Raw genomic sequence first — 26,289 nt, forward strand, 5'->3', positions numbered from 1 at the left:
GCTGGACAAGCAAACCTACCGCTCGCGATGCTGGTCGGGACCGGTCACTCCACCCGGAGCCGGTAGCCGCGCTTGACCACGGTCTGCACCACCCGGGGCGTACCGAGACCGGCCCGCAGCCGGGCCACCGCCATCTCCACGGCGTGCTCGTCCGCGCCCCGGGGCAGGGTACGCAGCAGGGCCGTCCGGGACAGCACCCGCCCCGGTGACTGGGCGAGCGCCCGGAGCACGGCCATCGGGGCCGGGGCGAGCGGGCGTAGCTCCCCGTCGAGCAGGGCCGCGTGGCCGCGCAGGGTGAGCTGGTGACCGGCCACCCGGAGGTCGAGGGTGCGTCGGGGCAGTTCGTCGACGATCGTACGGACCAGCGCCCCGAGCCGGGCCCGGCCCGGGGTGACCACCGGTACGCCCCGTTGGCGCAGCGGCTCGGCGGTGACCGGGCCGACGCAGGTGGCCAGGACGTCCCGGCGCAGCGCGTCGAGGACCGTCTCGACCCGTTCCCCGGCGGTCCGCAGCAGTGCGCTCACCGCTGCGGCCGAGGTGAAGGTGACCGCGTCGACCAGTCGCCCGGCGACCAGGTCGACCAGCCGGTGCAGCGGGGCCGGGTCGGTCGGCGGCGCCCACCGGTAGACCGGTACCTCGATCACCGTGGCGCCGGCGTCCTCCAGGGCCTCCGTGCACTCCGGCTGCCGTTCGCCGTGCAGTTGCATGGCCACCACCTTGCCGGCCAGCGGCCGGCGGATCAGGTGGTCGACCACCTCCTCGCAGCTCTCCGAGTCCGGTGACCACTGGTCGAACAGCCCGGCGGCCCGGATCGCGCCGCGCGCCTTGGGCCCCCGGGCCACGATGTACGCCCCGCTCAGCGCGTCGCGCAGCGGTTCGGCGAGCCCCCAGCCCTCGGCCGCCTCCAGCCAGCCGCGCATGCCGATGCCGGTGTTCGCCATCAGGATGTCCGGCGGCCGGGACAGGCAGGCCCGGGTGGCGGCCCGCAGTTCCGAGTCGTCGGCCAGGGGCACGATCCGTAGGGCCGGGGCGAGCACCACCCGCGCGCCGCGCCGCTCCAGCAGGGCGGCGAGTTCGTCGCGACGGCGGTCGGCGGTCACCCCGATGGTGAACCCGGCAAGCTCACCGCCCATCAGGGCGCCCGTTCCCCGGCGGGCGCCGCAGGAGAGAAGGGGGCGCCGACCGGTCGAGGAGGACCTCCACCAGGCCGTCCCGCTCGCGGACCGGGTAGCTGACCAGCGCGACCCCGGGCAGGTCCAGGCAGCGGCCGGTGCGCAGGTCGTACACCTGCTTGTGCAGCGGCGCGGCGAGGGTGGGCACGTCGCCCCGGCTGCCGATGATGCCCCGTGACATCACGTACGCGCCGGTGACCGGGTCCCGGTTCTGCACGGCGTACAACTCGTCGCCGCAGCGGAACAGGGCCACCTGTTCGCCGTCCAGCAGTGCGGCCACGCCCCGGTCCGGCTCCAGCCGGTCGTACCGGCAGACCGCCGTCCACGCGGTCAGGACAGGAGCCAGGACGTCCGTGCTCATCGGGCCACCTCCGGCATACCGAGTACGACAGGGCGCCGCTCGGGGACCGGCTGTCCCCGCTCGACGGTGAAACTGATCGACGGGTCGGGGACCTCCGGCGCGTTGACGAACGAGGTGAACCGGCGCAGCCGGTCCGGGTCGGCGAGGGTGTCCCGCCACTCGTCGGAGTACGACCCGACGTGCCGGGCCATCGCCGCGTCGAGTTCGGCGGCCAGCCCGAGCGAGTCGTCGACGATCACCGACCGGAGGTGGTCCAACCCGCCGTCCATCGCCTCGATCCAGGCGGCGGTACGTTGCAGCCGGTCGGCGGTACGGATGTAGAACATCAGGAACCGGTCGACGTGGCGGACGAGTTCCTCGGTGGTCAGGTCGGTGGCGAACAGGTCGGCGTGCCGGGGCCGAAAACCGCCGTTGCCGCCGACGTAGAGGTTCCAGCCGTTGTCGGTGGCGATCACACCGAAGTCCTTGCTGCGTGCCTCGGCGCACTCCCGGGCACAGCCGGAGACCGCCGACTTGATCTTGTGCGGGGCACGCAGCCCCCGGTAGCGCAGCTCCAGGGCGATGGCCAGGCCGACCGAGTCCTGCACCCCGTACCGGCACCAGGTCTCCCCGACGCAGGACTTCACCGTGCGCAGCGCCTTGCCGTACGCGTGGCCGGACTCGAACCCGGCGTCCACCAGCCGGCGCCAGATCTGCGGCAGCTGCTCGACCCGTGCCCCGAACAGGTCGATCCGCTGCCCGCCGGTGATCTTCGTGTAGAGCTGGAAGTCCCGGGCCACCTCGCCGATCACGATCAGCTTCTCCGGGGTGATCTCCCCGCCCGGGATCCGGGGCACCACCGAGTACGTGCCGTCCCGCTGGATGTTGGCCAGGAAGTGGTCGTTGGTGTCCTGCAACGACGCCTGCTCGCCGTCGAGGACGTACCCGTTGCCGAGCGAGGCGAGGATCGAGGCGACCACCGGCTTGCAGATGTCACAGCCCCGGCCCCGGCCGTGCTCGGCGATCAGCCGGGAGAAACTGGTGATGCCCCGGACCCGGACGATGTCGAACAGCTCCTGCCGGCTGGCGTCGAAGTGCTCGCAGAGCGCCGTGGACTGCACCACCCCGGCCGAGTCCAGCAGCTGCTTGAGCATCGGCACACAGGAACCGCAGCTCGTGCCGGCCCGGGTGCACGCCTTCAACGCCGGCACGTCCGCGCACCCGCCACCGATGGCGGTCAGGATGTCGTCCTTGGTCACCGCGTTGCACGAGCAGACCTGCGCGGTACCGGGCAGCGCGGCCAGCCCGGCCGCCGCCCCGGCGCCGCTGTCGGCCGGGGCGAGCAACCCCAGCGGCGGGCCGGGCAGCGGGCCGCCGACACTGGCCCGCAGCGTCGGATAGGCCGAAGCGTCACCGACCAGCACTCCGCCGAGCAGGGTCTTCGCGTCGTCGGAGAGGACCAGTTTGGCGTACACCCGGGTGGCCGGGTCGACGAACGTGACGTCCAGGCAGCCGGGGGTGGTGCCGTGCGCGTCACCGAACGACGCCACGTCCACCCCGAGCAGTTTGAGTTTGGTGGCGGTGTCCGCACCCGGGAAGACCGCCGACCCGCCGAGCAGCCGGTCGGCGACCACCTCGGCCATCGCGTACCCGGGGGCGACCAGCCCGTAACAGACCCCGTCGACCGCCGCGCACTCGCCGACCGCCCAGATCCGCTCGTCGTCGGTGCGGCAGGACGGGTCGACCAGGATCCCGCCCCGGGCGCCGACGGCCAGTTCGGCAGCCCGGGCCAGTCCGTCCTGCGGTCGGATGCCGGCGGCCACCACGACCAGGTCGGTGTCGAGCCGGTTGCCGTCGGAGAGGCTCAACCCGGCCACCGCGCCGTCCGCGCCCGGGTGCAGCGCGGTGGTCGCCACCCCCAGGTGGGTACCCACCCCCAGCTCCTCGACGTACCGGCGGAGCATCGCCCCACCGGCCTCGTCGACCTGTACCGGCATCAGCCGGGGGGCGAACTCGACCACGTGGGTGTCCAGCCCGAGCAGGCGCAGTGCGTTCGCCGCCTCCAGCCCGAGCAGCCCGCCCCCGATCACCGCGCCGGTACGCCGTCCGGCGGCGTACGCCCGGATCGCCGCCAGGTCGTCCAGGGTGCGGTAGACGAAGACCCCGGGCAGTCCGGTACCCGGCACCGGCGGGACGAACGGGTACGACCCGGTGGCCAGCACCAGCGCGTCGTACCGGTACTCCCCGACGGCGGTGGTGACCACCCGGCGGTCCCGGTCGATCCCGGTGGCCGCCTCGCCGAGCCGTAACGTCACGCCGTCGTCCGGGGTGTGCAGGTTCAACTCGTCGGCGTCCGCACCGTCGAAGAACGCCGACAGCCGGACCCGGTCGTACGCGGGCCGGGACTCCTCGGCCAGTACGGTGACCCGCCAGCGCCCGCCGGTGTCCCGGGCCCGCAGCGCCTCCACGAAACGCTGCCCGACCATGCCGTTGCCGACGACGACGAGTTCGCCGCCGGTGGCCCCCACCGGTTCGCCGCTCATGCTCCCACCTCCACCGAGTCCACTGCGGACAACCACTTGACGATTCCCTCGACGGCGTCCCGGCAGCTGCCGCAACCGGTGGTCGCCCGGGTGGTGGCGACCACCTCGCCGACCGACCGGGCCCCGGCCCGCCAGCAGCGCACCAGCGCACCCTTGGTGACCGTGTTGCACTGGCAGACGGTGGTCGCGTCCGGCATCAGCGCCGGGGAGGTGACCGGGGCCGCCGCCGGCACCCCGGTGGCCCGGCCGAGCAGCAGCGAGCGCCGGTCCGCCGGCACCGGGGCACCCCGGTCGAAGAGTTGGATGACGGTGCCGACGCTCGGGTTGTCGCCGAGCAGGATCGCCCCGGTCAGCCGGTCGCCGTCGATCAGCAGCCGGGCGTACGTGCCCCGGGCCGGGTCGGTGAAGGTCAGCTCCTCACCACCGGCCACCGGGTTCGGCTCGCCCATCGCCGCCAGGTCGATGCCGGCCGCCTTGAGCCGGGTCACCACCGGCTGCGGCCGGTACCGGGCGCCCGGCTCGTCACCGGTGAGCAGCCCGGCCACCACCCGGGCCTGGGCCCAGGCCGGGGCGACCAGCCCGCCGACCGTGCCGTCGTGCTGGGCGCAGTCGCCGATCGCCGAGATGTCCGGATCGCTGGTACGCAGCCGGTCGTCGACCACCACGCCCCGGTCCACGGTCAGCCCCGCGTCCCGGGCCAGCCCGGTCTCGGGGCGTACCCCGCAGGAGAGCACCAGCAGGTCGGCGTCGAGTCCGGTGCCGTCGGACAGGGTCAGCCGTACCCCGTCCGGGCCGGCGGCGACGGCGGTCGCGGCGACCGCGAGCCGGGTGCGCACACCCAGGTCGGCGAGGGTACGGGCGAGCACCGCGCCGCCGGCCGGGTCGAGCTGCCGTTCCATCAGGTGCCCGACCGGGTGCACCACCTGCACGTCCAGTCCCCGGGTGGCCAGTCCCCGGGCGGCCTCCAGCCCGAGCAGCCCGCCACCGAGGACCAGGGCGCGGCGGGCGCCCCCGGCGGTGGCCAGGATGCGCCGGCAGTCGTCCAGGGTGCGGAACACCGCGACCCGCTCCGGCAGCGCCACCGGGTCCAGTCCCGGCAGGGGTGGTACCACCGCCCGGCTGCCGGTGGCCAGCACCAGGTGGTCGTATCCGATCCGGTCCCCGTCGGCGGTGCGTACCGTCCGGTCGGCCCGGTCGACGGCGGTGACCGCCACCCCGAGCCGGACGTCGACGGTCTGGCCCGCCGCCCCGGCCAGCTCCACGTCGGATTCGCCGACCTTCCCGGCGAGCAGGTTGGAGAGCATGATCCGGTTGTAGGCCCGGTGCGGCTCGGCACCGAGCACGGTCACCTTGTGGTCACCCGGCCGGGCGGCCAGCTCGGCCGCCAGTCGGGCGCCGGCCATGCCGTGGCCGACGATGATGATGCGTCCGGTCAACGGTCAGCCCACCTTCTCCACGCGCACCGCGCAGACCTTGAACTCCGGCATCCGGGAGGTCGGGTCGAGTGCGTCGTTGGTCAGCGAGTTGGCCCGCCCGGTCCCGGCCCAGTGGAACGGGGCGAAGACGGTGTCCGGGCGGATGGTCGGGGTCAGCCGGGCCGGGGCGAGCAGTTCCCCCCGGCGCGAGGTGACCCGCAGTTCGTCCCCGTCCGCGACGCCGAGCCGCTCGGCGAGGTCGGGGTGGAGTTCCACGAACACGCCCGGCGCGGCGGTGCGCAGCGGCGTGATCCGGCGGGTCTGCGCGCCCGACTGGTACTGGGCCAGTACCCGACCGGTGGTCAGGTAGAGCGGATAGTCCGGGCTGACCTCCTCGGCCGCCGGCCGGTGCTCGACCGGGTGGAACCGGGCCCGCCCGTCCGGGGTGGGGAAGCGGTCGACGAAGAGGCGCGGGGTGTCCGGCCCGGCCACCGACGGGCACGGCCAGAACACCCCGTCCCGGTCGTCGATCCGTTCCCAGGTGACCCCGGTGTAGTCGGCCGGCCCGCCGGCCGACGCCCGGCGCAGCTCGTCGAAGACGGTGCGCGGGTCGGCACTGAACCGCCCCGGGCTGCCCAGCCGTCCGGCCAGCTCGGTCAGCACCGCCAGGTCGGTGCGGACCCCGGGCGGTGGCTCGCGCAGGGCCCGACGGCGCAGCACCCGCCCCTCCAGGTTCGTCATCGTGCCGTCCTCCTCCGCCCACTGCGCGGTGGGCAGCACCACGTCGGCGATGGCAGCGGTCTCGGAGAGCACCAGGTCCGACACGACCAGCAGGTCGAGGCTGCGCAGCCGGGCCTCGACCCGGGCCGCCCGGGGTGCCGACACCACCGGGTTGGAGCCGAGCACCAGCAGCGCCCTCGGGCCGTCCGGGGTACCCAGGGAGTCCAGCAGTTCGTACGCCGACACCCCCGGGCCGGGCAGGTCGTCGGCGGGTACCCCCCACACTGCGGCGACATGTTCGCGGGCCGCCGGGTCGTCGATCCGCCGGTACCCGGGCAACTGGTCGGCCTTCTGCCCGTGTTCCCGGCCACCCTGCCCGTTGCCCTGCCCGGTCAGGCAGCCGTACCCGGAACCGGGGCGGCCGGGCAGGCCGAGGGCGAGCGCCAGGTTGACGTACCCGGTGACCGTGTCGACGCCCTTGGCGTGCTGCTCGGCGCCGCGCGCGGTGAGGATGACGACCCGGCCGCCGGTGCCCAGCGCCCGGGCGGTCGCCTCCAGGTCGGCCACCGGTACCCCGGTGAGCCGTTCCACCAGCGCCGGCCAGTACCCGGCGACCACCCGGCGGACCGCGTCGAACCCGGTGGTCCGGGCGGCCACGTAGTCGTGGTCCACCCAGCCCTCGGTGAGCGCGACGTGCAGCAGCGCGTTCGCCACCGCCAGGTCGGTGCCGGGCAGCGGTTGCAGGTGCCGGGTGGCGGCGCGGGCGGTGGCGGTGGCCCGGGGGTCGACGACGATCAGTTCGCCACCGGCGTCCCGCTGCTCGGTGAGGTAGCGCATCAGCGGCGGCATGGTCTCCGCCGGGTTCGCCCCGACCAGCAGCAGGGTGTCCGCCCGGCCCAGGTCGGCCAGCGGGAACGGCAGCCCCCGGTCGATGCCGAAGGCGCGCATCCCGGCCGCCGCCGCCGAGGACATGCAGAACCGGCCGTTGTAGTCGATGTTGCGGGTGCCCAGCGCCACCCGGGCGAACTTGCCCAGGGCGTACGCCTTCTCGTTGGTCAGCCCGCCGCCGCCGAACACGGCGACCGCGTCGCGGCCGTGCCGGGCCTGGATGTCCCGGATGCCGTCGGTGATCCGGGTCAGCGCATCGTCCCAGCTCGCCGGGCGGAGTTCGCCGGTGGTCCGGTCCCGCAGCAGCGGGGTGGTCAGCCGGTCGGGGTGGTCGAGCAGTTCGGCGGCGGTCCAGCCCTTCTGGCAGAGCCCGCCCCGGTTGGTGGGAAACTGCCGGGGGTGGACCTCCACCCGGCCCTCGACGTGGCGCAGGGTCATCCCGCACTGGAGGGCGCAGTACGGGCAGTGGGTGGCCGCCTCCTGCGGAGCCACCGCTGTCCCGGGTCGCGCACTGTCCGTCATGACGGCAAAGCGTGCCGCCGGGCGGTTTCGGCCCGAGGTCCCGTTTGTTTCGAGCCTGTCAAGCAGTACGCACACCGCACAGCGGCAGCCGGATGTCTCGCAAGGTCGGACTCCCGCCCACCGGGGTTTTCACGAATGCTCCGGCCCGCCGGTGCGATCTCCGTAGCCGACCCGACCCGGGACGGGCAATCTCGCCGAAACGGTCGCTTCGTAGCTTCGGCTCCGGCACCCACGGAGAAGGAGCAGGCCGATGAGTACGGTGACCAGCCCGGTGGACGTCCCGGCGACCACCACCACGACGACTGCCCGCCGGCACCGCCTGGCCGACTGGCGCCCGGAGGATCCGGCGTTCTGGGCGCGCACCGGGGCCCCGATCGCCCGCCGTAACCTGCTCGTCTCGATCTTCGCCGAGCACGTCGGATTCTCCGTCTGGAGCCTCTGGTCGGTGATGGTGCTCTTCCTCGGCCCCGCCTACGGCATCGACCCGGCCGGCAAGTTCCTGCTCACCGCCGTACCGGCCGCGCTGGGCGCGGTGCTGCGGCTGCCGTACACCCTGGCGGTGGCCCGGTTCGGCGGCCGGAACTGGACGATCTTCAGCGCCCTGATGCTGCTGGTACCGGCGGTACCGATGGCGGTACTGATCGAACCGGGCGTGTCCTATTCCACCCTGCTGGTGCTGGCCTGCCTGGCCGGCGTCGGCGGCGGCAACTTCGCCTCGTCGATGGCGAACATCAACCTCTTCTACCCGGACCGGCTCAAGGGCTGGGCGCTCGGGCTGAACGCCGGTGGCGGCAACCTCGGGGTACCGGCGGTGCAACTCGTCGGGCTGGCGGTGCTGGCCACCGCCGGGGCCGCGTACCCCCGCCTGGTCCCGGCGGTCTACCTGCCGCTGATCGTGCTCGCCGCGCTCGCCGCCGCCCGCTGGCTGGACAACATCCCCGGCGCCCACAACGAACCGGGCGCGCTGCGTGAGGCGGCCCGGGACCGGCACACCTGGATCATGTCGCTGCTCTACATCGGCACCTTCGGCTCCTTCATCGGCTTCGGTTTCGCCTTCGGGCAGGTGCTCCTGATCCAGTTCGGCGACCGGTTCGCCACCCCGGTCGAGGCCGCGTACCTGACCTTCCTCGGCCCGCTGGTCGGCTCGCTGATCCGGCCGGTCGGCGGTGCGCTCGCCGACCGGTTCGGCGGGGCCCGGGTGACGTTCTGGAACTTCGTGGCCATGGCACTCGGCGCGGCCGGGGTGCTCGCCGCCGCCCGGGACCGGTCGTTCGTGCTCTACCTGGTCGGGTTCGTGTCGCTCTTCGTCTTCTCGGGCATCGGCAACGGCTCGACGTACAAGATGATCCCGGCGATCTTCCGGGCCCGGGCGACCGCGGCCGGCTCCCCGGGGACGATGGCCCCGGCCGCCTCGGCCGACGAGGTGGCCCAGCGCTGGGCCCGCCGGATGAGCGGCTCGCTGATCGGTATCGCCGGGGCGGTCGGCGCGTCCGGCGGGGTACTGGTCAACATCGCCTTCCGGCAGTCCTTCCTGACCACCGGGAACGCCGAGGCGGCCTACGTCACCTTCATCGGGGCGTACGTGGTCTGCGCGGTGGTGACCTGGGTGGTGTACCTGCGCCCCGGCCGGCACCGGCTGCGTGGCGTGTGACCTGGGTGACCGTACGTTGGCGGCGGTGTACCCCGTTTTGACCTGAGGGTGGGGCACCGAGTATCGTCGCCTGCTGTTGTGCGACATCAGAGGGCGTGCCTCATCAGGTACGCTTGGTCGTTCGTGCGCGTCTGGTCATCCGGCGCGCGATCCCAGACCGACGACGAGACAAGGTAGACCTGTGCGTACGTACAGCCCGAAGCCGGGTGAGATCGAGCGTCAGTGGCACGTCATCGACGCCTCTGATGTCGTGCTGGGCCGACTGGCCACCCACGCTGCCACGCTGCTGCGTGGTAAGCACAAGCCGACCTTCGCGCCGCACGTCGACACCGGCGACTTCGTCGTCGTCGTGAACGCGGGCAAGGTTGCGCTGACCGGCAACAAGCGGCAGACCAAGATCGCCTACCGGCACTCCGGCTACCCGGGTGGTCTGAAGCAGGTCGGTTACGACGAGCTGCTGACCAAGAACCCCGAGCGGGCCATCGAGCTGGCTGTCAAGGGCATGCTCCCGCACAACAAGCTCGGCCGTAAGCTGATCAAGAAGCTGAAGGTCTACGCCGGTGCCGAGCACCCGCACGGCGCGCAGCAGCCGGTGCCGTTCGAGATCAAGCAGATCGCGCAGTGAGCGCGGGCGAAGGAAGCAGCATGACCGACACCATCGCGACCGAGGTCGCTGAGGCTCCGGCGCCCGTTGCCCGCGCGCCGCGTGGCGACCGGCCGATCCAGACCGTGGGCCGCCGCAAGGAGGCCATCGTCCGGGTGCGTATCGTCCCCGGCAGTGGCAAGATCACCTGCAACGGCCGGGAGCTGGAGAACTACTTCCCGAGCAAGGTGCACCAGCAGCTGATCAAGGACCCGCTGGTCACCGCCGAGAAGGCCGAGACCTTCGACGTCATCGCCAACCTGCGCGGCGGCGGCATCACCGGCCAGGCCGGTGCGCTGCGGCTGGCCATCGCCCGGGCGCTCATCGCGAGCGAGCCGGACGACCGCCCGGCCCTCAAGAAGGCCGGCTTCCTCACCCGGGACGCCCGGGTCAAGGAAAGCAAGAAGTACGGCCTCAAGAAGGCCCGCAAGGCGCCGCAGTACTCGAAGCGCTGACCAGCTACACCTTGTACGTCTGACGGACGGCCGGTCCGCCTCCCCCTCACGAAGGTGGTGGCGGCACCGGTCGTCCGGCTTTTTCAGCAGTTCTCCTCATCGGGTGCTCATTCGGAGGTTCTCGGGTATGGGTCGGTTGTTCGGCACGGACGGCGTACGCGGTCGCGCGAACGTCGACCTGACACCCGAGTTGGCGATGGCCGTCGCGGTCGCCGCCGCGCACACGCTCGCCGAGACCGACCGGAGCCATCCGCCCCTGGCCGTCGTCGGCCGGGACACCCGGGCCAGCGGCGAGATGCTGGAGGCGGCCGTGGTGGCCGGACTCGCCAGCGCCGGCGCGAACGTCATCCGGGTCGGTGTGCTGCCCACCCCGGCGGTGGCGTTCCTGGTCGCCGAGGCCAAAGCCGACCTGGGCGTGATGCTCTCCGCCTCGCACAACCCCATGCCGGACAACGGCATCAAGCTCTTCGCCGCCGGTGGGCACAAGCTGCCCGACGAGATCGAGCTGAAGATCGAGGCGGCGATCGAGGCGAACGCCACCACCGCCTGGTCCCGACCGGTCGGTGCCGGGGTCGGTCGGGTGCACGACCTGCTCGACGGCGCGGACCACTACGTGCAGCACCTGACCGGGACCATCGGCCACCGGTTGGACGGGCTGAAGGTCGTGGTGGACTGCGCGAACGGCGCCGCCGCCGAGGTCGCACCGGTCGCCTACCGCGAGGCCGGCGCCGAGGTGATCGCGATCCACGCCGAGCCGGACGGGCTCAACATCAACGACGACTGCGGCTCCAACCACATCGACGGCCTCCGGGCCGCCGTGGTGGAGCACGGCGCGCACCTGGGGCTCGCCCACGACGGTGACGCGGACCGGTGCGTGGCGGTCACCGCCGACGGGGACGAGGTGGACGGCGACCAGATCATGGCGATCCTCGCGCTCGCCATGCGGGACGCCGGCACGCTGGCCGGCGACACCCTGGTCGCCACCGTGATGAGCAACCTCGGTCTGCGACTCGCGATGTCCGCCGAGGGCATCCGGCTGGTGGAGACCAAGGTCGGTGACCGGTACGTGCTGGAGGAGCTGCGCGCCTCCGGGCTGGCCCTCGGTGGCGAGCAGAGCGGGCACATCGTCATGCCGGCGCACGCCACCACCGGCGACGGGGTGTTGACCGGCCTGCACCTGATGGCCCGGATGGCGCAGACCGGCCGCTCCCTGGCCGAGCTGGCCTCGGTGGTGACCAAGCTGCCGCAGGTGCTGATCAACGTGCCGGTCGCCGACCGCACGGTGGGGGCCGGCGCGCCGGCCGTACTGGCTGCGGTGGAGGCGGCGGAGGCCGAGCTGGGGGAGACCGGCCGGGTCCTGCTGCGCCCCTCCGGTACCGAACCGTTGGTCCGGGTGATGGTGGAGGCGGCCACCGGGCAGACCGCCCAGGCGGTGGCCGAGCGGATCGCCACCGAGGTACGCACGGCCAGCCCTGCGGGCTCCTGACCTCGTACGAAGTCGGCGTGGGGTCGGGGCCCGGCTGACCGCCCGGCGCGGTCAGGCTTGATCCCCTCGCCGGTCACCCGGGCCCCGACCCCGGGAGCGATTCTGCCCGTGGGGTCAGGGTCCGGTTGGCCGGTGGCGCGGTCAGGCGAGGGCGCGTAGCCGGGTGACCGCCTCGGTGAGCATCTCCGGGCGTTTGCAGAAGGCGAACCGGATCAGCCGGCGGCCCGCCTCCGGGTCGTCGTAGAAGACCTGGGTCGGCACCGCCACCACCCCGCACCGCTCCGGTAGGGCGCGGCAGAACTCCACGCCGTCCCGGCCGCCGAGCGGGGCGATGTCGGCGGTGACGAAGTACGTCCCCTCCGGGGTCAGCACGTCGAACCCGGCGTCGACCAGGCCGCCGACGAGCTGGTCCCGACGTTGCTGCATACCGGCCCGGAAGTCGTCGTAGTAGCTGTCCGGCAGGGCCAGGGCGACCGCGACCGCCGGTTGCAGGGGCGCGGCGTTGACGAAGGTCAGGAACTGCTTGACCCGGGTCACCGCCGAGACCAGCCGGGCCGGCCCGCTCACCCAGCCGACCTTCCAGCCGGTACAGGAGAAGGTCTTGCCGGCCGACGAGATGCGCAACGTCCGCTCCCCCATGCCCGGCAGGGTGGCCAGCGGTACGTGCGTGCCGGCCGCGTCGGTGAACACCAGGTGCTCGTAGACCTCGTCGGTGACCGCGTACACGTCGTGCTCCTGGCAGAGCCCGGCGATCAGGGTCAGTTCGTCGACCGTGAAGACCTTCCCGGTCGGGTTGTGCGGGGTGTTCAGCAGCACCAGTCGGGTACGCGGTCCGAAGGCGGCCCGCAGTTCGTCCGGGTCGAAGGCGTACCGGCCGTCGGCGGCGGGACGCAACGTGACCGGGCGACGGACCGCACCGGCGAGCGCGATCGAGGCGGCGTACGAGTCGTAGTACGGCTCGAAGCAGACCACCTCGTCGCCCGCCTCGCAGAGAGCGAGGATGGTGGCGGCGATCGCCTCGGTGGCGCCTGCGGTGACCAGGACCTGCCCGTCCGGGTCGTACTCCAGTCCCCAGAACCGGCGCTGGTGGTCCGCCACCGCCGTCCGCAGGGCGGGGATCCCCGGGCCGGGTGGGTACTGGTTCTGCCCGCCGCGCAGCGCCTCGGCGGCGGCGGCCAGCATCTCCGGTGGGCCGTCGGTGTCCGGGAAGCCCTGCCCCAGGTTGACCGCGCCGGTGGAGACGGCCAGCGCGGACATCTCCGCGAAGATCGTGGTGCCGAAGGGGCGCATCCGGGCCACGAGCGGGTCGGTATCGGCGATCGTCGTCACGCCGCTCAGCCTAGGCGACCAGCGGGGCGTTTCCGGGTACGCGGACCCCTCCCCGTCGATCATGGACCTGTGGTGGGGGGATGCAGGTCTTATGCACCTTTTGCGGGGCGCCACAACTCCATGGTCGACGCGTCGGAGGGGTGGGCGTCGGCGGGTGGCGGCGTCGTCGACGTTGTCGGATTTTCCGCCACCCGCCGTATCGATCAGGTAGGCTGCGTGTTTAGCCGTCTTTCGCGCAAGCAGCGTGAGCGAAAGTAGGTTAGGCTGCGGGCCATGTGCGGAATCGTGGGTTACGCCGGTGCCCGACCGGCGCTGGGCATCGTGCTGGACGGCTTGCGGCGGCTGGAGTACCGCGGCTACGACTCGGCGGGCGTGGCGATCGTCTGCGGCGACGAACTGCTCACCGAGAAGAAGGCCGGCAAGCTGGCCAACCTGGAGAAGATCCTCGCCGAGCGGGACGCCGCCGACTGCGACGCGCTGGGCATCGGGGACGGCACCACCGGCATCGGGCACACCCGCTGGGCCACCCACGGCGGTCCCACCGACCGCAACGCCCACCCGCACGTCGCCCGGGACGGCCGGGTCGCCGTGATCCACAACGGCATCATCGAGAACTTCGCCCGGCTCCGCGCCGAGCTGGAGGCCGACGGGGTGCAGTTCACCAGCGACACCGACACCGAGTGTGCCGCCCACCTGATCTCCATCGCGCTCGGCCAGCTGCGGGCCGCCGGGCACGCCGACTCCCCGCAACTGCTCGCCGAGGCGATGCGGCAGGTCTGCCAGCGGCTGGAGGGCGCCTTCACCCTCCTCGCGGTGGACGCCGGCGTCCCCGGCGCGGTGGTCGGCGCCCGGCGCAACTCCCCGCTGGTGGTCGGCCGGGGCCAGGGGGAGAACTACCTGGCCAGTGACGTCTCCGCATTCATCGAGCACACCCGGGACGCGGTCGAGCTGGGCCAGGACCAGATCGTGCTGATCACCGGCGACAGCATCGAGATCACCGACTTCGACGGCAACCCGGCCGCCGGCAAGGACTTCCACATCGACTGGGACGCCTCGGCCGCCGAGAAGGGCGGCTACGACTGGTTCATGCTCAAGGAGATCGAGGAGCAGCCCCAGGCGATCGCCGACACCCTGCTCGGCCGGCTCACCGAGACCGGTGAGATCGCCCTGGACGAGGTCCGCCTCAGCGACCAGGACCTGCGCGACGTCGACAAGATCTTCATCGTGGCCTGCGGTACGGCATACCACTCCGGCATGGTCGCCAAGTACGCCATCGAGCACTGGACCCGGATCCCCTGCGAGGTGGAACTGGCCAGCGAGTTCCGCTACCGCGACCCGGTGCTCGACCGGTCGACGCTGGTGGTGGTGATCTCGCAGTCCGGCGAGACCATGGACACCCTGATGGCGCTCCGGCACGCCAAGGAGCAGAAGGCCCGGGTACTGGCCATCTGCAACACCAACGGGTCCACCATCCCGCGCGAGTCCGACGCGGTCCTCTACACCCACGGTGGCCCGGAGATCGCGGTCGCCTCCACCAAGGCGTTCCTCACCCAGCTCGTCGCCTGCTACCTGATCGGCCTGCACCTGGCCCAGGTCCGGGGGATCAAGTTCGCCGACGAGGTCGCCGCCGTGGTCGACCAGCTCCAGGAGGTACCGGACAAGCTGCGCGAGCTGCTCGGCCGGATCGAGCCGGTCCGGGAGCTGGCCCGGGACCTGAAGACCGCACCGACCGTGCTTTTCATCGGCCGGCATGTCGGCTACCCGGTGGCCCTGGAGGGCGCGCTCAAGCTCAAGGAGCTGGCGTACATGCACGCCGAGGGGTTCGCCGCCGGGGAGTTGAAGCACGGCCCGATCGCCCTGATCGACCAGGGCACCCCGGTGGTCTGCGTGGTGCCGTCGCCGGCCGGCCGGGGCATGCTGCACGACAAGGTCGTCTCCAACATCCAGGAGGTACGCGCGCGTGGCGCCCGCACCATCGTGATCGCCGAGGAGGGCGACGAGGCGGTGCTGCCCTACGCCGACCACGTGATCTACGTGCCGCGTACCCCGACCCTGCTCGCCCCGCTGCTGACCACCGTGCCGTTGCAGGTCCTCGCGGCGGAGATCGCCGCCGCCCGGGGACACGACGTCGACCAGCCGCGCAACCTGGCCAAGTCGGTCACCGTCGAGTGACCCGCCGACCCGGGCCCCTCTCTCAGCGTGGTGAGAGAGGGGCCCGGGTCGTCATCCGGTGCGGTCGAGCACGATCCGGGCCATCCCGTCCAGCGCCGGATTGTCGTGGTCCCAGTAGCCGGTGTGGCCGTGCCGCCCGCTCGGGAAGGTCCGGCCGCCGAACTCCGTACCGCTCGGATCGGTGCCGAACCAGTGGTCGTCGTCCCGCCCGAACAGCAGCGTGGGCAGTCCGCCCAGGACCATCCGACCGGCCAGCTCGGCCGGCGGGCGGGTGTACCGGATCAGGTCGTCGTCGGCCGTGCTGGCCCACACCCGACCCGGCTCGGTGCGCAGCTCGGCGGCACTCTCCACGCCCACCCCGGGGGAGCCGACGAAGACCAGCGCGTCGGCGGACAGCCCGTGGTCCCGGGCCGCCGTACCGACCACCAGTGACCCGTAGCTGTGCCCCAGCACGGTCTGCCGGGCCGGTGGCCCGTCGTGGGTCTCCCGCAGGCCCTCCTGGAACCGGTGCAGGGCCGGGCCGGCCGCCACCGCCTGCCGGTCCCGGGACGCCTCGCCGACGAAGTCCGGGGCGTCGTAGTCCAGCCAGAGCACCGCCGCCGTCTCGGTCGTCGGATCCAGCTCGGCGCAGCGCGCCGCCACCCGGGCGGCCCGGCCCAGCTCGCCGTCCAGGCTGGCCAGGTCGGAGGTCATCCCCGGCACGTAGGTGAGCACGTTCGCCGCCCGGTCCGGGTTGCCGAGCGCCACGATCGCCCGGCCGTCCCCGCCCTGGTCCAGGCCGAGCAGGTACCCGCGCGGCACCCCCTCGGCCAGCCGTCCGGCGATCCCGTCGATGCCGGCGATCCGCCCGTCCAGGTGCCGCAGCGCGGCCAGCTCCAGCGGGCCCTGTGGGAGCCGGGCGGCGATCATGGACCGCTCGGCGAGCAGGGCCGCCCGGCGGGTGCCCAGCAGCAGCCGGTTGGCCTGGTCGCGGGCGGTCGCCGGTACCCCGTCCAGCCGGCCGACCAGGGCCGGTTCGTGCCCGACCAGCCAGCGTCGCTGCGCCGGGGTCAGCCGGTCCCACCAGAGCCGGACCAGGGCCGGATCGGCCCCGACCGGCGGCCGGTACGCCCCGGGCGGCTCCGCCCAGCTGCCCGCCAACGCGTCGGCGAGGCCGGTGAGCCGGGCCGCCGCCTCCCGGTCCGCCGCGTCGGCCACCGTCAGCGCGGCGCCCACCTGTGCCGACACCTGGGTGACCGTCGGCCCGGCGTGCACCGGCTGCCGGGGCACCGCAGGATCGAGGGAGACCCGACCCTGCCGGTCGATCTGCGCCCCGGCCTGCGGCAGCAGAGCCACCGCCGAGGCGAGCCGGGCCCGCGCGGTGCGCAGCCGGACGGCGTACTCGGCGAGGATCTGGTCGACCTCGATGCCGAGCGGTACCCGGTCCAGCAGCCCGGTGCGGAGCGTGCCCAACCGGCCGGTGGCCGCCCGGGACGCCGCCCCCGTCCAGCTTCGGTCCAGGTCGGCGGCGACCGCCGCCAGTTCACCGGCGCGACGCTGGAGCAGGTCACCGACGCCCCGCCAGGCGGCGCCGGCCTGCTCCCAGGCCGCCGGATCGGCCGCCCAGAGCTGGGCGTACGTGGTCACCGGGGCACCCCGGTCAGCCGGCCGGCGGCGCGGGAGTCCACCGCGTCGTACCCGTCGGCGGCGGAGCCCACCCCGGTGGCGCCGTCCGCCACCCGACCACCGAGCCGGCACAGCCAGCCGTGCAGGACGGAATCCAGCTCGGCGAGCGCCCCGGTGGCCTGCCAACCCGGAGCCGGCACGAGCAGCCCCGGCTGGCCGGTCAACCCGTGCCCCAGCCGGTACCCGGTCTCCGCCAGTCGTCGGGCGGCGGCCCGTAACTCGCCGGTCTCCACCCGGAGCACCTCGTCCACGTCGGTGACCTCCTCCCCGATCCATCGACGGAACTGACGGTAGGTGGCGACGCCGGGCGGACGGCAGCCCTGTGGAAAACCGCGTTCCCGGCGTACCCGTCGGTTGTCCACAGCCGTTGCCCCGCAAGCGGAGCGGGACTAATCTGACCGGCCCCCGCCGGTAGGGTGAGGGCCTGATCGCCGTGGGCGACACCGGAAGGCGTGGCGACACCGGAAGGCGTGGCGACACGGACGGCACGGCGACACGGGAGGGCGGGCGGCATGAGAGCGGCATGGCGGGTCACGGATGTCCGGGCGGCCGAGGCGGCGCTGATGGCCACGCTGCCGCCCGGGACGCTGATGCACCGGGCCGCCGCCGGGTTGGCCCGCCGCTGTGCGCTGCTGCTCGGTGACCGGGGCGGGGTGTACGCCGCCGGTGTGCTGCTGCTGGTCGGCTCGGGCGACAACGGCGGGGACGCCCTCTACGCCGGTGCCCACCTGGCCCGGCGCGGCGCGGCGGTCCACGCCCTGCTGCTGAACCCGGAGCGGGCCCACGCCGCCGGGCTGGCCGCCCTGCGCGCCGCCGGTGGCCGGGTCGTCGACGTACCCCCGGCCCGGGTGGACCTGGTACTCGACGGCATCGTCGGCATCGGTGGCGCCGGTGGCCTGCGCGGACCCGCCCTGGCGGTGGTGGCCGGGCTGGCCACGGCACGCGGCCGGGACGGCCGACGGCCGACGGTGGTCGCGGTCGACGTGCCGAGCGGGGTCGCCGTGGACACCGGGGACGTGCCGACCGGGCCGGACGGGCGCCCGTCGGCGGTCACCGCGGACGTGACCGTCGCCTTCGGCTGCCTCAAGCCGGCCCTGGTGGTCGGCCCGGCGGCGGCGCTGGCCGGGCAGGTCGAGCTGGTCGACATCGGGCTCGGGCCGTGGCTGCGGGGTACGCCCGCACTGCGGGTCACCGAGTGGTCGGACGTGGCCGCCGGGTGGCCCCGGCCCGGCCCGGCGGCGGAGAAGTACACCCGGGGCGTGGTCGGCCTGGCCACCGGTTCGGCCACCTACCCGGGAGCGGCGCTGCTCTCCGTCGGTGGCGCGCTCGCCGGCCCGACCGGCCTGGTCCGCTACGCGGGCAGCGCCCGGGCCGAGGTGGTCCGCCGGTACCCGTCGGTGATCGCCACCGACCGGGTCGCCGACACCGGCCGGGTGCAGGCCTGGGTCTGCGGCTCCGGGCTGGGTACCGACGCCCCGGCCGCCACCGAACTGCGCTGCGTGCTCGCCTCGGCCGTCCCGGTGGTGCTCGACGCGGACGCGCTCACCCTGCTGGTGGACGGTTCGATGGCCGAGCGGCTGCGGCGGCGCGACGCGCCGATCGTGCTCACCCCGCACGACCGGGAGTACGCCCGGCTCTGCGGCGAGGCGCCGGGCGGTGACCGGGTCGGGGCCGCCCTGAAACTGGCCGCCTGGACGAACGCGGTGGTCCTGCTCAAGGGGGACCGCACGGTGGTCGGCACCCCGGACGGCCGGGCGTACGTCAACCCGACCGGTACCCCGGCGCTGGCCACCGGGGGCACCGGTGACGTGCTCGCCGGGCTGCTCGGGTCGCTGCTCGCGGCCGGGTTGCCCGCCGCGCGGGCGGCGGTGCTGGCCGCGTACCTGCACGGGCTGGCCGGCCGGGAGGCGGCCCGGCACGGCCCGGCGACCGCCCCGGACGTGGCGGCGGCCCTGCGCACGGTTCTCGCCCCGCTCACCGCCGACCCGGCCGGGGATGATCACCAGGGAAAGTAGGCTGGTGGCATGTGGCAGGCCGAGGTACGCGTCGACCTCGACGCGATCCGTGAGAACGTGGCCCGGTTGCGGGCCGGCACCAGCGCTGAGCTGATGGCCGTGGTGAAGGCCGACGGCTACGGCCACGGCATGCTGCCCGCCGCCCGGGCCGCGCTCGACGCCGGGGCGACGGCCCTCGGCGTCTGCACCCTCGACGAGGCGTTGACGCTGCGCCGGGGTGGGGTGACCGCCCCCGTGCTGGCCTGGCTGCTGGCCCCCGGGCTGCCGTTGCACGAGGGCGTCGCCGCCGGGGTGGACCTCGCTGCGGCGAGTACCGACCAGCTCGACGAGCTGGTGGTCGCCGCGCAGCGGGCGGGTCGCCCGGCCCGGGTGCACCTGAAGATCGACACCGGCCTGGCCCGGGGCGGTGCGACCGTCGCCGACTGGCCGGTGCTGCTCGACGCCGCCGCGAAGGCCCAGGCCGACGGGACCGTCGAGGTGGTCGGGGTGTGGAGCCACTTCGCGTACGCCGACGCGCCCGGCCACCCGACCATCGACCGGCAGCTCGCCGTCTTCGTCGAGGGCGTGGCACTCGCCGAGCGGGCCGGGCTGCGCCCCCGTTGGCGGCACCTGGCCAACTCGGCCGCCACCCTGACCCGCCCGGACACCCACTTCGACCTGGTCCGGCCGGGCATCGCGGTCTACGGGCTCTCCCCGGTCGAGGGGGAGCGGTTCGGGCTGCGGCCGGCGATGAGCGCCCGGGCCCGGGTCACCCTCACCAAGCGGGTACCGGCCGGCAGTGGCGTCTCGTACGGCCACACCTACCGGACCGAACGGGAGACCACGCTGGCCGTGGTGCCGGTCGGGTACGCCGACGGGGTGCCCCGGCACGCCTCCAACGTCGGGCCGGTGCACCTGGGCGGGAAGGTCCGGACCGTCGCCGGGCGGGTCTGCATGGACCAGTTCATGCTGGACTGCGGCGACGACCCGGTCGCCCCCGGTGACGTGGCCACCCTGTTCGGCAGCGGAGCCGCCGGGGAGCCGACCGCCGACGACTGGGCCGCCGCGGTGGGCACCATCAACTACGAGATAGTCACGCGCTTCGGCGGGGTACGGGTACCCCGTGCCTACGACGGTGAGTGAACGCAGGTTCCGTGTCCCGAGTCCCCGCTCGGGTGCGGCGAAGGTGGCCGGCATCGTCGGCGCGACGGTCGGGGTGGCCGCCGCCGGGATGGCCCTGGAACGGTTCCTGGTCCGCCGGGCCAAGGCCGACCCGGCTGACCGGTACGCCGACGAGCCCTTCGGTACGCAGCGGTACGACGAGTCGTGCCAGATCGAGATGCCGGACGGTACCGACATCCACGTCGAGGTGGTCGAGCCGACCCGGGACGCCGGACGGCATCCGACGGTGGTGCTGGTGCACGGCTTCTGCCTGGACATGGGCACGTTCCACTTCCAGCGCAAGATGCTCGCCGAGCGGGGCGACTACCGGATCGTCGCGTACGACCAGCCGGGGCACGGCCGGTCGGGGCGACTGGAGACCGGCGAGTACGACCTGGCCGTGCTGGGGCGTACCCTGCGCGCGGTGATCGACCGGACCACCCCGGAGGGGCCGCTGGTGCTGGTCGGCCACTCGATGGGCGGCATGACGATCATGGCGTTCGCCGAGCTGTACCCGGAGATGTTCGGTGACCGGGTGGTCGGCACCGTGCTGATGGCCACCTCGGGCGGCCTGCTGGCGGAGACCAAGCTGGTCGTGCCGGCGCTGCTCGGGCGGGCCGGCGGGCCGCTGCTGTTCATGGTCAACAACGCCACCCGGTACGGCGGCACGTTCATCGACCGTGCCCGCCGCTCCGCGTCCGACGTCGCCTGGCTGCTCACCCGCAGGTACGGCTTCGGCAGCCCCAGACCGTCCCCGGCCCTGGTGTCGTACGTCGAGGAGATGAACTCGCGTACCTCCGCCGACACGGTCACCCGCTACCTGCGTACCCTGGCCACCCACTCGCGGTACCCGGCCCTCGCCGCGCTGGCGGACACGCCGACGCTGGTGCTGGTCGGGGACAAGGACATGATCACGCCGGTGGTGCACTCCGAGGAGATCCTGCGGCGGCTGCCCGGGGCGGAGTCGGTCACCATCCCGGACAGCGGCCACGTGGTGATGCTGGAGCACGCCGACGAGGTCAACGCCGCGCTACTGGACTTCCTGGAGAGACTGCCGACATGAGCCACGTCGTCGAACTGGCCACCGTGGACGACACCCGCGCCTTCGGGGTACGCCTCGCCGACCTGCTGCGGGCCGGGGACCTGGTCGTCCTGTCCGGCCCGCTGGGCGCCGGCAAGACCGCCCTGGTGCAGGGGATCGGTGCCGGTCTGCGGGTACTCGGTGACATCACCTCGCCGACCTTCGTGATCGCCCGGGTGCACCGGCCCGACCCGGCCCGGGGCGGCCGGGTGGCCCTGGTGCACGCCGACGCGTACCGCCTCGGTGACGCGGCCGACCCGCGTGCCGAGATCGACGACCTCGACCTGGACGCCTCGATGGACGAGGCGGTGACCGTGGTCGAGTGGGGCGAGGGGATGGTCGAGCAGCTCGGCGACGCGCACCTGCGGATCACCATCGACCGGCGGGACGACGACACCCGGGTGGTCGAGCTGACCGGGGTCGGCGGCGACTGGCCGACCCGGCTCGCCGACCTCGACGGTGCCCGGGTCAGGGGGTGTACGGCGCGTCCGTGTGGCTGACCTCGTCGAGCGTGCCGCCGCTCAGCCGGTAGATCGCGGTACGCCGGATCGCGATCTCGGCCATGGCTGCGTCGTCCGGCCGGGTCAGGTAGACCACCTTCACCTGCCGGCTGCTGATCGTGACGTTCTCGATCGGGGTACGGTCGCCGATGTCGGTCACCGTGACGTAGGACGGTCGGCCGTTGACGTTGCGGAACACGACGAGCTGCCAGAACTTGCCGGTGCCGCCGCCGTCCATCATCGCCGGGACCACCGCGTCCGCCGCGCCGTCACCGGTCAGGTCGCCGATGGCGCAGGGCGCCTGCAACGTGACGACCACCCCGTCCTCGCCGGACCACATGCCGTCGAGCAGCGGGATCGGATCGGCGTAGCCGTTGTACCGCGATGTCGAACTGCCCAGCTGCGCGGTCTCCAGCTGCTTGCAGGTCAGCGCGGCGACCTTCTTCCGGGTGGGGCTGGCGCTCGGCTTGGCCACCGGGGTCGGGTCACCGGCGTCCGGGTTGCCGTCGGAGTCGCTGCCGTCCGTACCCCGGTCGGCGGAGCTGTTCCCGCTGCCGGACGACTTTCTTCCACCGGAACCGGAGCCCGAACCGCAGGCCAGCCCGGTGACCAGGGCCAGGACCAGGAGGGGCAGCAGGGTCTTGCGCATCGGGGGTCCTTTCGTGAGGTGGCCGCAGCGTAGTGCGCCGCCGCCACTGTCGGCCCCGACTGGTAGGAAGGAGCCGACCCGCTGCGAGGAAGGTGGCCGATGGCCGACGACGTACCACCCCTGGACCTGTTGGAGCTGCTCCCCGCCGGTTGGCGGACCGTGCTCACCCCGCACCTCGACCCGGCCCGGACGGCCGAGCTGGGTGCGTTCGTCGCCGGGGAGTACGCGACACAGACCGTCTTCCCGCCGGTCGAGGATCTCTTCTCGGCGTACCGGCTCTGCGCCCCGGAGGACTGCCGGGTGCTGATCCTCGGTCAGGACCCGTACCACAAGGCCGGGCAGGCGCACGGGCTGAGCTTCAGCGTCCGGGACGGCGTGTCGGTGCCGCCGTCGTTGCGCAACGTCTTCAAGGAGTTGGGCGAGGACGTCGGCGTGCCCAAGCCGACCAGCGGCAACCTGAGCGGCTGGGCCGCCCAGGGGGTGCTGCTGCTCAACGCGGTGCTGACCGTCCGGCAGGCGAAGCCCGGCTCGCACGCAAACTCCGGCTGGGAGGAGTTCACCGACGCGACCATCAAGGCGTTGGACGCCATGTCCAGCCGGGTGGTGTTCCTGCTCTGGGGCGGGTACGCCCGCAAGAAGCGGGACCTGGTGACCAACCCGCAGCACGTGGTGCTGGAGGCCGGCCACCCCAGCCCGATGAACCCGCGTGGTTTCCTCGGCAGCCGCCCGTTCAGCGCCACCGACAAGGCGTTGGCCGACGCCGGGCTGCCGCCGATCGACTGGGCGCGCTCAGCCGGCTGAGACCGGCCGTCGTTCCCCACCGCCGCTCTGCGACGCCCGGTACCGGTGCAGCAGGGCGGCGGTGCCGGTATCGGTGATCTCCACCTGCGCCAGCGGCACCACCCGGTAGCTCCGCTCGCCGTGCCGTACCTCGATCGCCTCCGGCAGCGCGTCGCACATCGTCGCCCGGATCTCCCCGACCGAGGTGCTCCACCGGTGTTCGCCGGGCTCCTCCGGCTCCAGCCGTAGATAGCCGAACCGCTGCCACCGGGCGTTCCACCGCTGCGCGTAGACGTCGGCGAGCCAGTTGGTGAACCGGGCCGAGTCGGCCCAGCGCAACGCGATCTCGGTGGCCTCGGCCGGCACCGGTGCGCCCTGGAGCAGGGCCGCCGTGGCGCCGGTGAGGACGTACGGCAGGTCACCCAGGCTGCGGACGGTCCGGTCCAGCGACGTGCCGTCGATCCGTTCGACGAGCGGCTGCCCGGCCAGTTCGTCGATCCGGGCGTCCAGATGCGCGTCCAACGGCTCGACCGTCACCGCGAGCTGGCTGTCCAGGGCGGCGAGGATCCGTTCCAGCAGGGGGATGGACGGTACCCGGTCGCCGCGCTCGATTCGGGCGATGGTGGCCTGACTGACCTCGGCCAGCTCCGCCAACTCCTGCTGGGTGAGCTGGTGCAGTTCGCGTTGCCGGCGCAGGGTTCGGCCGATGATGGTGACCAGTCGGCTGGTGGGCATCCCCGGATGCTGCACGATGCGCAACGAGCCGCATACCGGAGAGTCATGAATATGCCTCAGCGGTATCAGCCGCTCAGCGACATTGCCGCCAGGACGACGCCGAGCCGGCCGCACCGCGTCCGGCCCCCACCGCGGCCCGCCGGACCCCGCCCGTCGGGTGGCCGGATAGGGTTGCTCACTGTGTTGGTACTCGTGGTGGACTCGTCGACCCCGGCGGTGACCGCGGCGCTGGTGGAGGTCTCCGCCGAGGGTGTCGCGCTGCGCGCCGGGCGGTGCACGGTCGACGCCCGCGCCCACGGCGAGCTGCTCGCGCCCCAGGTCGACGCCGTACTCGCCGAGGCCGGCGCCCGGCCGGCCGACCTGGCCGCGATCGTCGCCGGGCTCGGTCCCGGCCCGTTCACCGGCCTGCGGGTCGGGCTGGTCACCGCCGCCGCGATGGGGCAGGTGCTCGACATCCCCACCTACGGGGTCTGCTCACTCGACGCGATCGGGTACCCGGCCGCCGCCGGGGAGCCGGTCCTGGCCGCCAGCGACGCCCGGCGGCGGGAACTCTACTGGGCGGTGTACGACGGGGCCGGGGAGCGGATCGCCGGGCCGAACGTCGACCTGCCCGCCGAGGCCGCCGTCCGGGCCCGGGACCTCGGCGTCACCGTGGCGGTGGGGGACGGCGCCCACCGGTACGCCGACACACTCGGCCTGCCGGTCCGGGTCGAACCGCGCTATCCCGATCCGTACGCGCTCGCCCGGCTCGCCGCCGGGCGGATCCGCTCCGGTGCCCCGTCCGAGCAGCTCACCCCGCTCTACCTGCGCCGACCGGATGCGGTGGCCGCCACCGGACACAAGTCCGTGCTGCCGTGACCGGCGGGGTGACGCTGACCCGGTTCCGCTGGTGGCACATCACCGACGTGCTGCCCGTCGAGGCCGACCTCTTCGGTGCCGAGCAGTGGTCGGCGGCGATGTTCTGGAACGAGCTGGCCAACGGGCACCACTACCTGGCCGCGCTGGACGACGCCGGCCGGGTGCTCGGCTACGCCGGGCTGAGCGTGGCCGCCCCCGACGAGGCCTGGGTGCAGAACATCGCGGTACGCCGGGACACCCAGCGGCGGGGGATCGGACGGGCCCTGCTGGAGGCGCTGCTCGCCGAGGCCGACCGGTGCGGGGTCCGGGCCGTCCTGCTGGAGGTGGCGGTGGACAACGCCGCCGCCCAGCAGCTCTACGCGACGTACGGGTTCGAGCCGGTCGGCGTACGCCGGGGCTACTACCAGCCGAGCAACACCGACGCGCTGGTGATGCGGCGCGACGCGGACCACGACTGACGGTGGGGGACGGAGCGAAGCATGGCTGACCAGCCGCTGATCCTGGGCATCGAGACCTCCTGCGACGAGACCGGGGTCGGCATCGTGCGCGGGCACACCCTGCTCGCCGACGCGCTCGCCTCCAGCGTCGAGCAGCATGCCCGGTTCGGCGGTGTGGTACCGGAGGTGGCCAGCCGGGCCCACCTGGAGGCCATCGTGCCGACCATGGACCGGGCTCTGAAGGAGGCCGGGGTCACCCTCGCCGACATCGACGCGATCGCGGTCACCGCCGGACCGGGGCTGGCCGGCGCGCTGCTGGTCGGGGTCGCCGCCGCCAAGGGGTACGCGGTCGCCGCCGAGAAGCCGGTGTACGGGGTGAACCACCTCGCGGCGCACGTCGCGGTGGACACCCTCGAACACGGTCCGCTCCCCGAACCGGCGGTGGCCCTGCTGGTCTCCGGCGGGCACTCGTCCCTGCTGATGGTGGACGACCTGGCCAACGGGGTCACCCCGCTCGGCGCGACCATCGACGACGCGGCCGGCGAGGCGTTCGACAAGGTGGCCCGACTGCTCGGACTGCCCTTCCCCGGTGGCCCGTACATCGACCGGGAGGCCCGGTCCGGGGACGCCGCCGCGATCGCCTTCCCCCGGGGCCTGACCGCTCCGAAGGACCTGGCCACGCACCGGTACGACTTCTCCTTCTCCGGTCTGAAGACGGCGGTGGCCCGGTGGGTGGAGGCCCGGCAGCGCTCCGGTGAGCCGGTACCGGTCGCCGACGTGGCGGCCAGTTTCCAGGAGGCGGTCTGTGACGTGCTGGTCCGCAAGGCGATCGACGCGTGCCGCAGCAACGGGGTGGAGACGCTGGTCATCGGCGGTGGCGTGGCGGCCAACTCACGGCTGCGGGTGATGGCGGAGGACCGGGCCGCCCGGCACGGCATCCGGGTGCGGGTACCCCGCCCGAAGCTGTGCACCGACAACGGGGCGATGGTGGCCGCGCTCGGCTCCCATCTGGTCGCCTCCGGGGTGGCCCCGAGCCGACTGGATCTGCCCGCCGACTCGGCCATGCCGTTGACCCAGGTCAGCGTGTAGCGCC

Annotated in this window: 23 protein-coding genes; 13 read left to right on the top strand and 10 right to left on the bottom strand. The window is 73.6% G+C overall.

Features of this window, described 5'->3' with window-relative positions; genetic code table 11:
• Nucleotides 1-44 precede the first annotated feature (44 nt).
• From GSF22_RS01765 to GSF22_RS01785, 5 genes are read right to left on the bottom strand one after another with little or no spacing between them, the layout of a single operon-like run.
• Nucleotides 45-1,133, bottom strand: a complete 1,089-nt coding sequence (locus GSF22_RS01765) for a uroporphyrinogen-III synthase (RefSeq protein WP_208810927.1) — start codon at nt 1,131-1,133, stop codon at nt 45-47.
• The gene (gene nirD / locus GSF22_RS01770) at nt 1,123-1,533 is read right to left on the bottom strand and encodes a nitrite reductase small subunit NirD (RefSeq protein ID WP_208810928.1); all 411 of its coding nucleotides are present in this window, start codon (nt 1,531-1,533) and stop codon (nt 1,123-1,125) included. Before nirD ends, GSF22_RS01765 begins: the two co-directional genes overlap by 11 nt.
• Nucleotides 1,530-4,055 carry a nitrite reductase large subunit NirB gene (gene nirB, locus GSF22_RS01775; RefSeq protein WP_208810929.1) on the bottom strand — a complete coding sequence of 842 codons (2,526 nt, stop codon included), beginning with the start codon at nt 4,053-4,055 and terminating at the stop codon, nt 1,530-1,532. Before nirB ends, nirD begins: the two co-directional genes overlap by 4 nt.
• Nucleotides 4,052-5,491, bottom strand: coding sequence for an FAD-dependent oxidoreductase (locus GSF22_RS01780; RefSeq protein ID WP_208810930.1), 1,440 nt, complete (start codon nt 5,489-5,491; stop codon nt 4,052-4,054). Before GSF22_RS01780 ends, nirB begins: the two co-directional genes overlap by 4 nt.
• 3 nt (nt 5,492-5,494) lie before the next feature.
• On the bottom strand, nt 5,495-7,600 hold the full coding sequence (locus GSF22_RS01785) for a molybdopterin oxidoreductase family protein (RefSeq protein WP_208810931.1): 2,106 nt from the start codon (nt 7,598-7,600) through the stop codon (nt 5,495-5,497).
• A gap of 250 nt (nt 7,601-7,850) precedes the next feature.
• Here GSF22_RS01785 and GSF22_RS01790 point away from each other — a divergent pair, with 250 nt between their 5' ends.
• The 4 genes from GSF22_RS01790 to glmM all read left to right on the top strand — a co-directional run bounded on the left by GSF22_RS01790 (nt 7,851) and on the right by glmM (nt 11,835).
• Nucleotides 7,851-9,251, top strand: coding sequence for an MFS transporter (locus tag GSF22_RS01790; protein ID WP_208810932.1), 1,401 nt, complete (start codon nt 7,851-7,853; stop codon nt 9,249-9,251).
• 181 nt (nt 9,252-9,432) lie between these two features.
• Nucleotides 9,433-9,876 (top strand): 50S ribosomal protein L13, encoded by a 444-nt coding sequence (rplM, locus tag GSF22_RS01795; protein ID WP_208810933.1) that lies wholly within the window; start codon nt 9,433-9,435, stop codon nt 9,874-9,876.
• 20 nt (nt 9,877-9,896) lie between these two features.
• Nucleotides 9,897-10,349 (top strand): 30S ribosomal protein S9, encoded by a 453-nt coding sequence (rpsI, locus tag GSF22_RS01800; protein ID WP_208810934.1) that lies wholly within the window; start codon nt 9,897-9,899, stop codon nt 10,347-10,349.
• Nucleotides 10,350-10,476: 127 nt separating this feature from the next.
• Nucleotides 10,477-11,835 carry a phosphoglucosamine mutase gene (gene glmM / locus GSF22_RS01805; RefSeq protein ID WP_208810935.1) on the top strand — a complete coding sequence of 453 codons (1,359 nt, stop codon included), beginning with the start codon at nt 10,477-10,479 and terminating at the stop codon, nt 11,833-11,835.
• Nucleotides 11,836-11,976: 141 nt separating this feature from the next.
• Here glmM and GSF22_RS01810 read toward each other — a convergent pair whose 3' ends face one another.
• Nucleotides 11,977-13,155 (bottom strand): pyridoxal phosphate-dependent aminotransferase, encoded by a 1,179-nt coding sequence (locus GSF22_RS01810; RefSeq protein ID WP_307803673.1) that lies wholly within the window; start codon nt 13,153-13,155, stop codon nt 11,977-11,979.
• A gap of 282 nt (nt 13,156-13,437) precedes the next feature.
• Between GSF22_RS01810 and glmS the strand changes: the two genes are divergently transcribed.
• Nucleotides 13,438-15,336: a glutamine--fructose-6-phosphate transaminase (isomerizing) gene (gene glmS, locus GSF22_RS01815; protein ID WP_208810937.1), complete on the top strand. Its 1,899-nt coding sequence runs from the start codon at nt 13,438-13,440 to the stop codon at nt 15,334-15,336.
• A 51-nt stretch (nt 15,337-15,387) separates the two neighbouring features.
• Here the strand turns inward: glmS and GSF22_RS35575 are convergent, their stop codons facing one another.
• Nucleotides 15,388-16,962 (bottom strand): alpha/beta hydrolase, encoded by a 1,575-nt coding sequence (locus GSF22_RS35575; protein ID WP_307803672.1) that lies wholly within the window; start codon nt 16,960-16,962, stop codon nt 15,388-15,390.
• Nucleotides 16,959-17,363, bottom strand: a complete 405-nt coding sequence (locus GSF22_RS34400) for a hypothetical protein (RefSeq protein WP_244365790.1) — start codon at nt 17,361-17,363, stop codon at nt 16,959-16,961. Before GSF22_RS34400 ends, GSF22_RS35575 begins: the two co-directional genes overlap by 4 nt.
• A 150-nt stretch (nt 17,364-17,513) precedes the next feature.
• On the opposite strand from GSF22_RS34400, the gene GSF22_RS01825 reads away from it, so the two are divergent.
• From GSF22_RS01825 to tsaE, 4 genes are read left to right on the top strand one after another with little or no spacing between them, the layout of a single operon-like run.
• On the top strand, nt 17,514-19,016 hold the full coding sequence (locus GSF22_RS01825) for an NAD(P)H-hydrate dehydratase (RefSeq protein WP_208810939.1): 1,503 nt from the start codon (nt 17,514-17,516) through the stop codon (nt 19,014-19,016).
• A gap of 9 nt (nt 19,017-19,025) precedes the next feature.
• Nucleotides 19,026-20,138: an alanine racemase gene (alr, locus tag GSF22_RS01830; protein ID WP_208810940.1), complete on the top strand. Its 1,113-nt coding sequence runs from the start codon at nt 19,026-19,028 to the stop codon at nt 20,136-20,138.
• Entirely contained in the window at nt 20,131-21,219 is a 1,089-nt protein-coding gene (locus GSF22_RS01835) for an alpha/beta fold hydrolase (RefSeq protein WP_208810941.1), read from the top strand. Before alr ends, GSF22_RS01835 begins: the two co-directional genes overlap by 8 nt.
• Nucleotides 21,216-21,737 carry a tRNA (adenosine(37)-N6)-threonylcarbamoyltransferase complex ATPase subunit type 1 TsaE gene (gene tsaE, locus GSF22_RS01840; RefSeq protein WP_208810942.1) on the top strand — a complete coding sequence of 174 codons (522 nt, stop codon included), beginning with the start codon at nt 21,216-21,218 and terminating at the stop codon, nt 21,735-21,737. Before GSF22_RS01835 ends, tsaE begins: the two co-directional genes overlap by 4 nt.
• On the opposite strand, the gene GSF22_RS01845 is transcribed toward tsaE, so the two are convergent.
• On the bottom strand, nt 21,706-22,386 hold the full coding sequence (locus GSF22_RS01845; RefSeq protein WP_208810943.1) for a hypothetical protein: 681 nt from the start codon (nt 22,384-22,386) through the stop codon (nt 21,706-21,708). The two genes, tsaE and GSF22_RS01845, sit on opposite strands and share 32 nt — an antisense overlap.
• Nucleotides 22,387-22,485: 99 nt before the next feature.
• Here GSF22_RS01845 and ung point away from each other — a divergent pair, with 99 nt between their 5' ends.
• Nucleotides 22,486-23,187 carry a uracil-DNA glycosylase gene (gene ung / locus GSF22_RS01850; protein WP_208810944.1) on the top strand — a complete coding sequence of 234 codons (702 nt, stop codon included), beginning with the start codon at nt 22,486-22,488 and terminating at the stop codon, nt 23,185-23,187.
• Here ung and GSF22_RS01855 read toward each other — a convergent pair.
• Nucleotides 23,176-23,901, bottom strand: coding sequence for a helix-turn-helix domain-containing protein (locus GSF22_RS01855; RefSeq protein ID WP_208810945.1), 726 nt, complete (start codon nt 23,899-23,901; stop codon nt 23,176-23,178). The two genes, ung and GSF22_RS01855, sit on opposite strands and share 12 nt — an antisense overlap.
• A 180-nt stretch (nt 23,902-24,081) precedes the next feature.
• Here GSF22_RS01855 and tsaB point away from each other — a divergent pair, with 180 nt between their 5' ends.
• From tsaB to tsaD, 3 genes are read left to right on the top strand one after another with little or no spacing between them, the layout of a single operon-like run.
• Nucleotides 24,082-24,759 carry a tRNA (adenosine(37)-N6)-threonylcarbamoyltransferase complex dimerization subunit type 1 TsaB gene (tsaB, locus tag GSF22_RS01860; protein ID WP_208810946.1) on the top strand — a complete coding sequence of 226 codons (678 nt, stop codon included), beginning with the start codon at nt 24,082-24,084 and terminating at the stop codon, nt 24,757-24,759.
• Between the two features lie 8 nt (nt 24,760-24,767).
• Nucleotides 24,768-25,217 (top strand): ribosomal protein S18-alanine N-acetyltransferase, encoded by a 450-nt coding sequence (rimI, locus tag GSF22_RS01865; RefSeq protein WP_208810956.1) that lies wholly within the window; start codon nt 24,768-24,770, stop codon nt 25,215-25,217.
• 21 nt (nt 25,218-25,238) lie between these two features.
• Nucleotides 25,239-26,285: a tRNA (adenosine(37)-N6)-threonylcarbamoyltransferase complex transferase subunit TsaD gene (gene tsaD, locus GSF22_RS01870; protein WP_208810947.1), complete on the top strand. Its 1,047-nt coding sequence runs from the start codon at nt 25,239-25,241 to the stop codon at nt 26,283-26,285.
• Nucleotides 26,286-26,289: the final 4 nt, after the last annotated feature.

It is taken from the genome of Micromonospora echinofusca, from assembly GCF_017614955.1.
Taxonomy (GTDB): Bacteria; Actinomycetota; Actinomycetes; order Mycobacteriales; family Micromonosporaceae; genus Micromonospora; species Micromonospora echinofusca_A.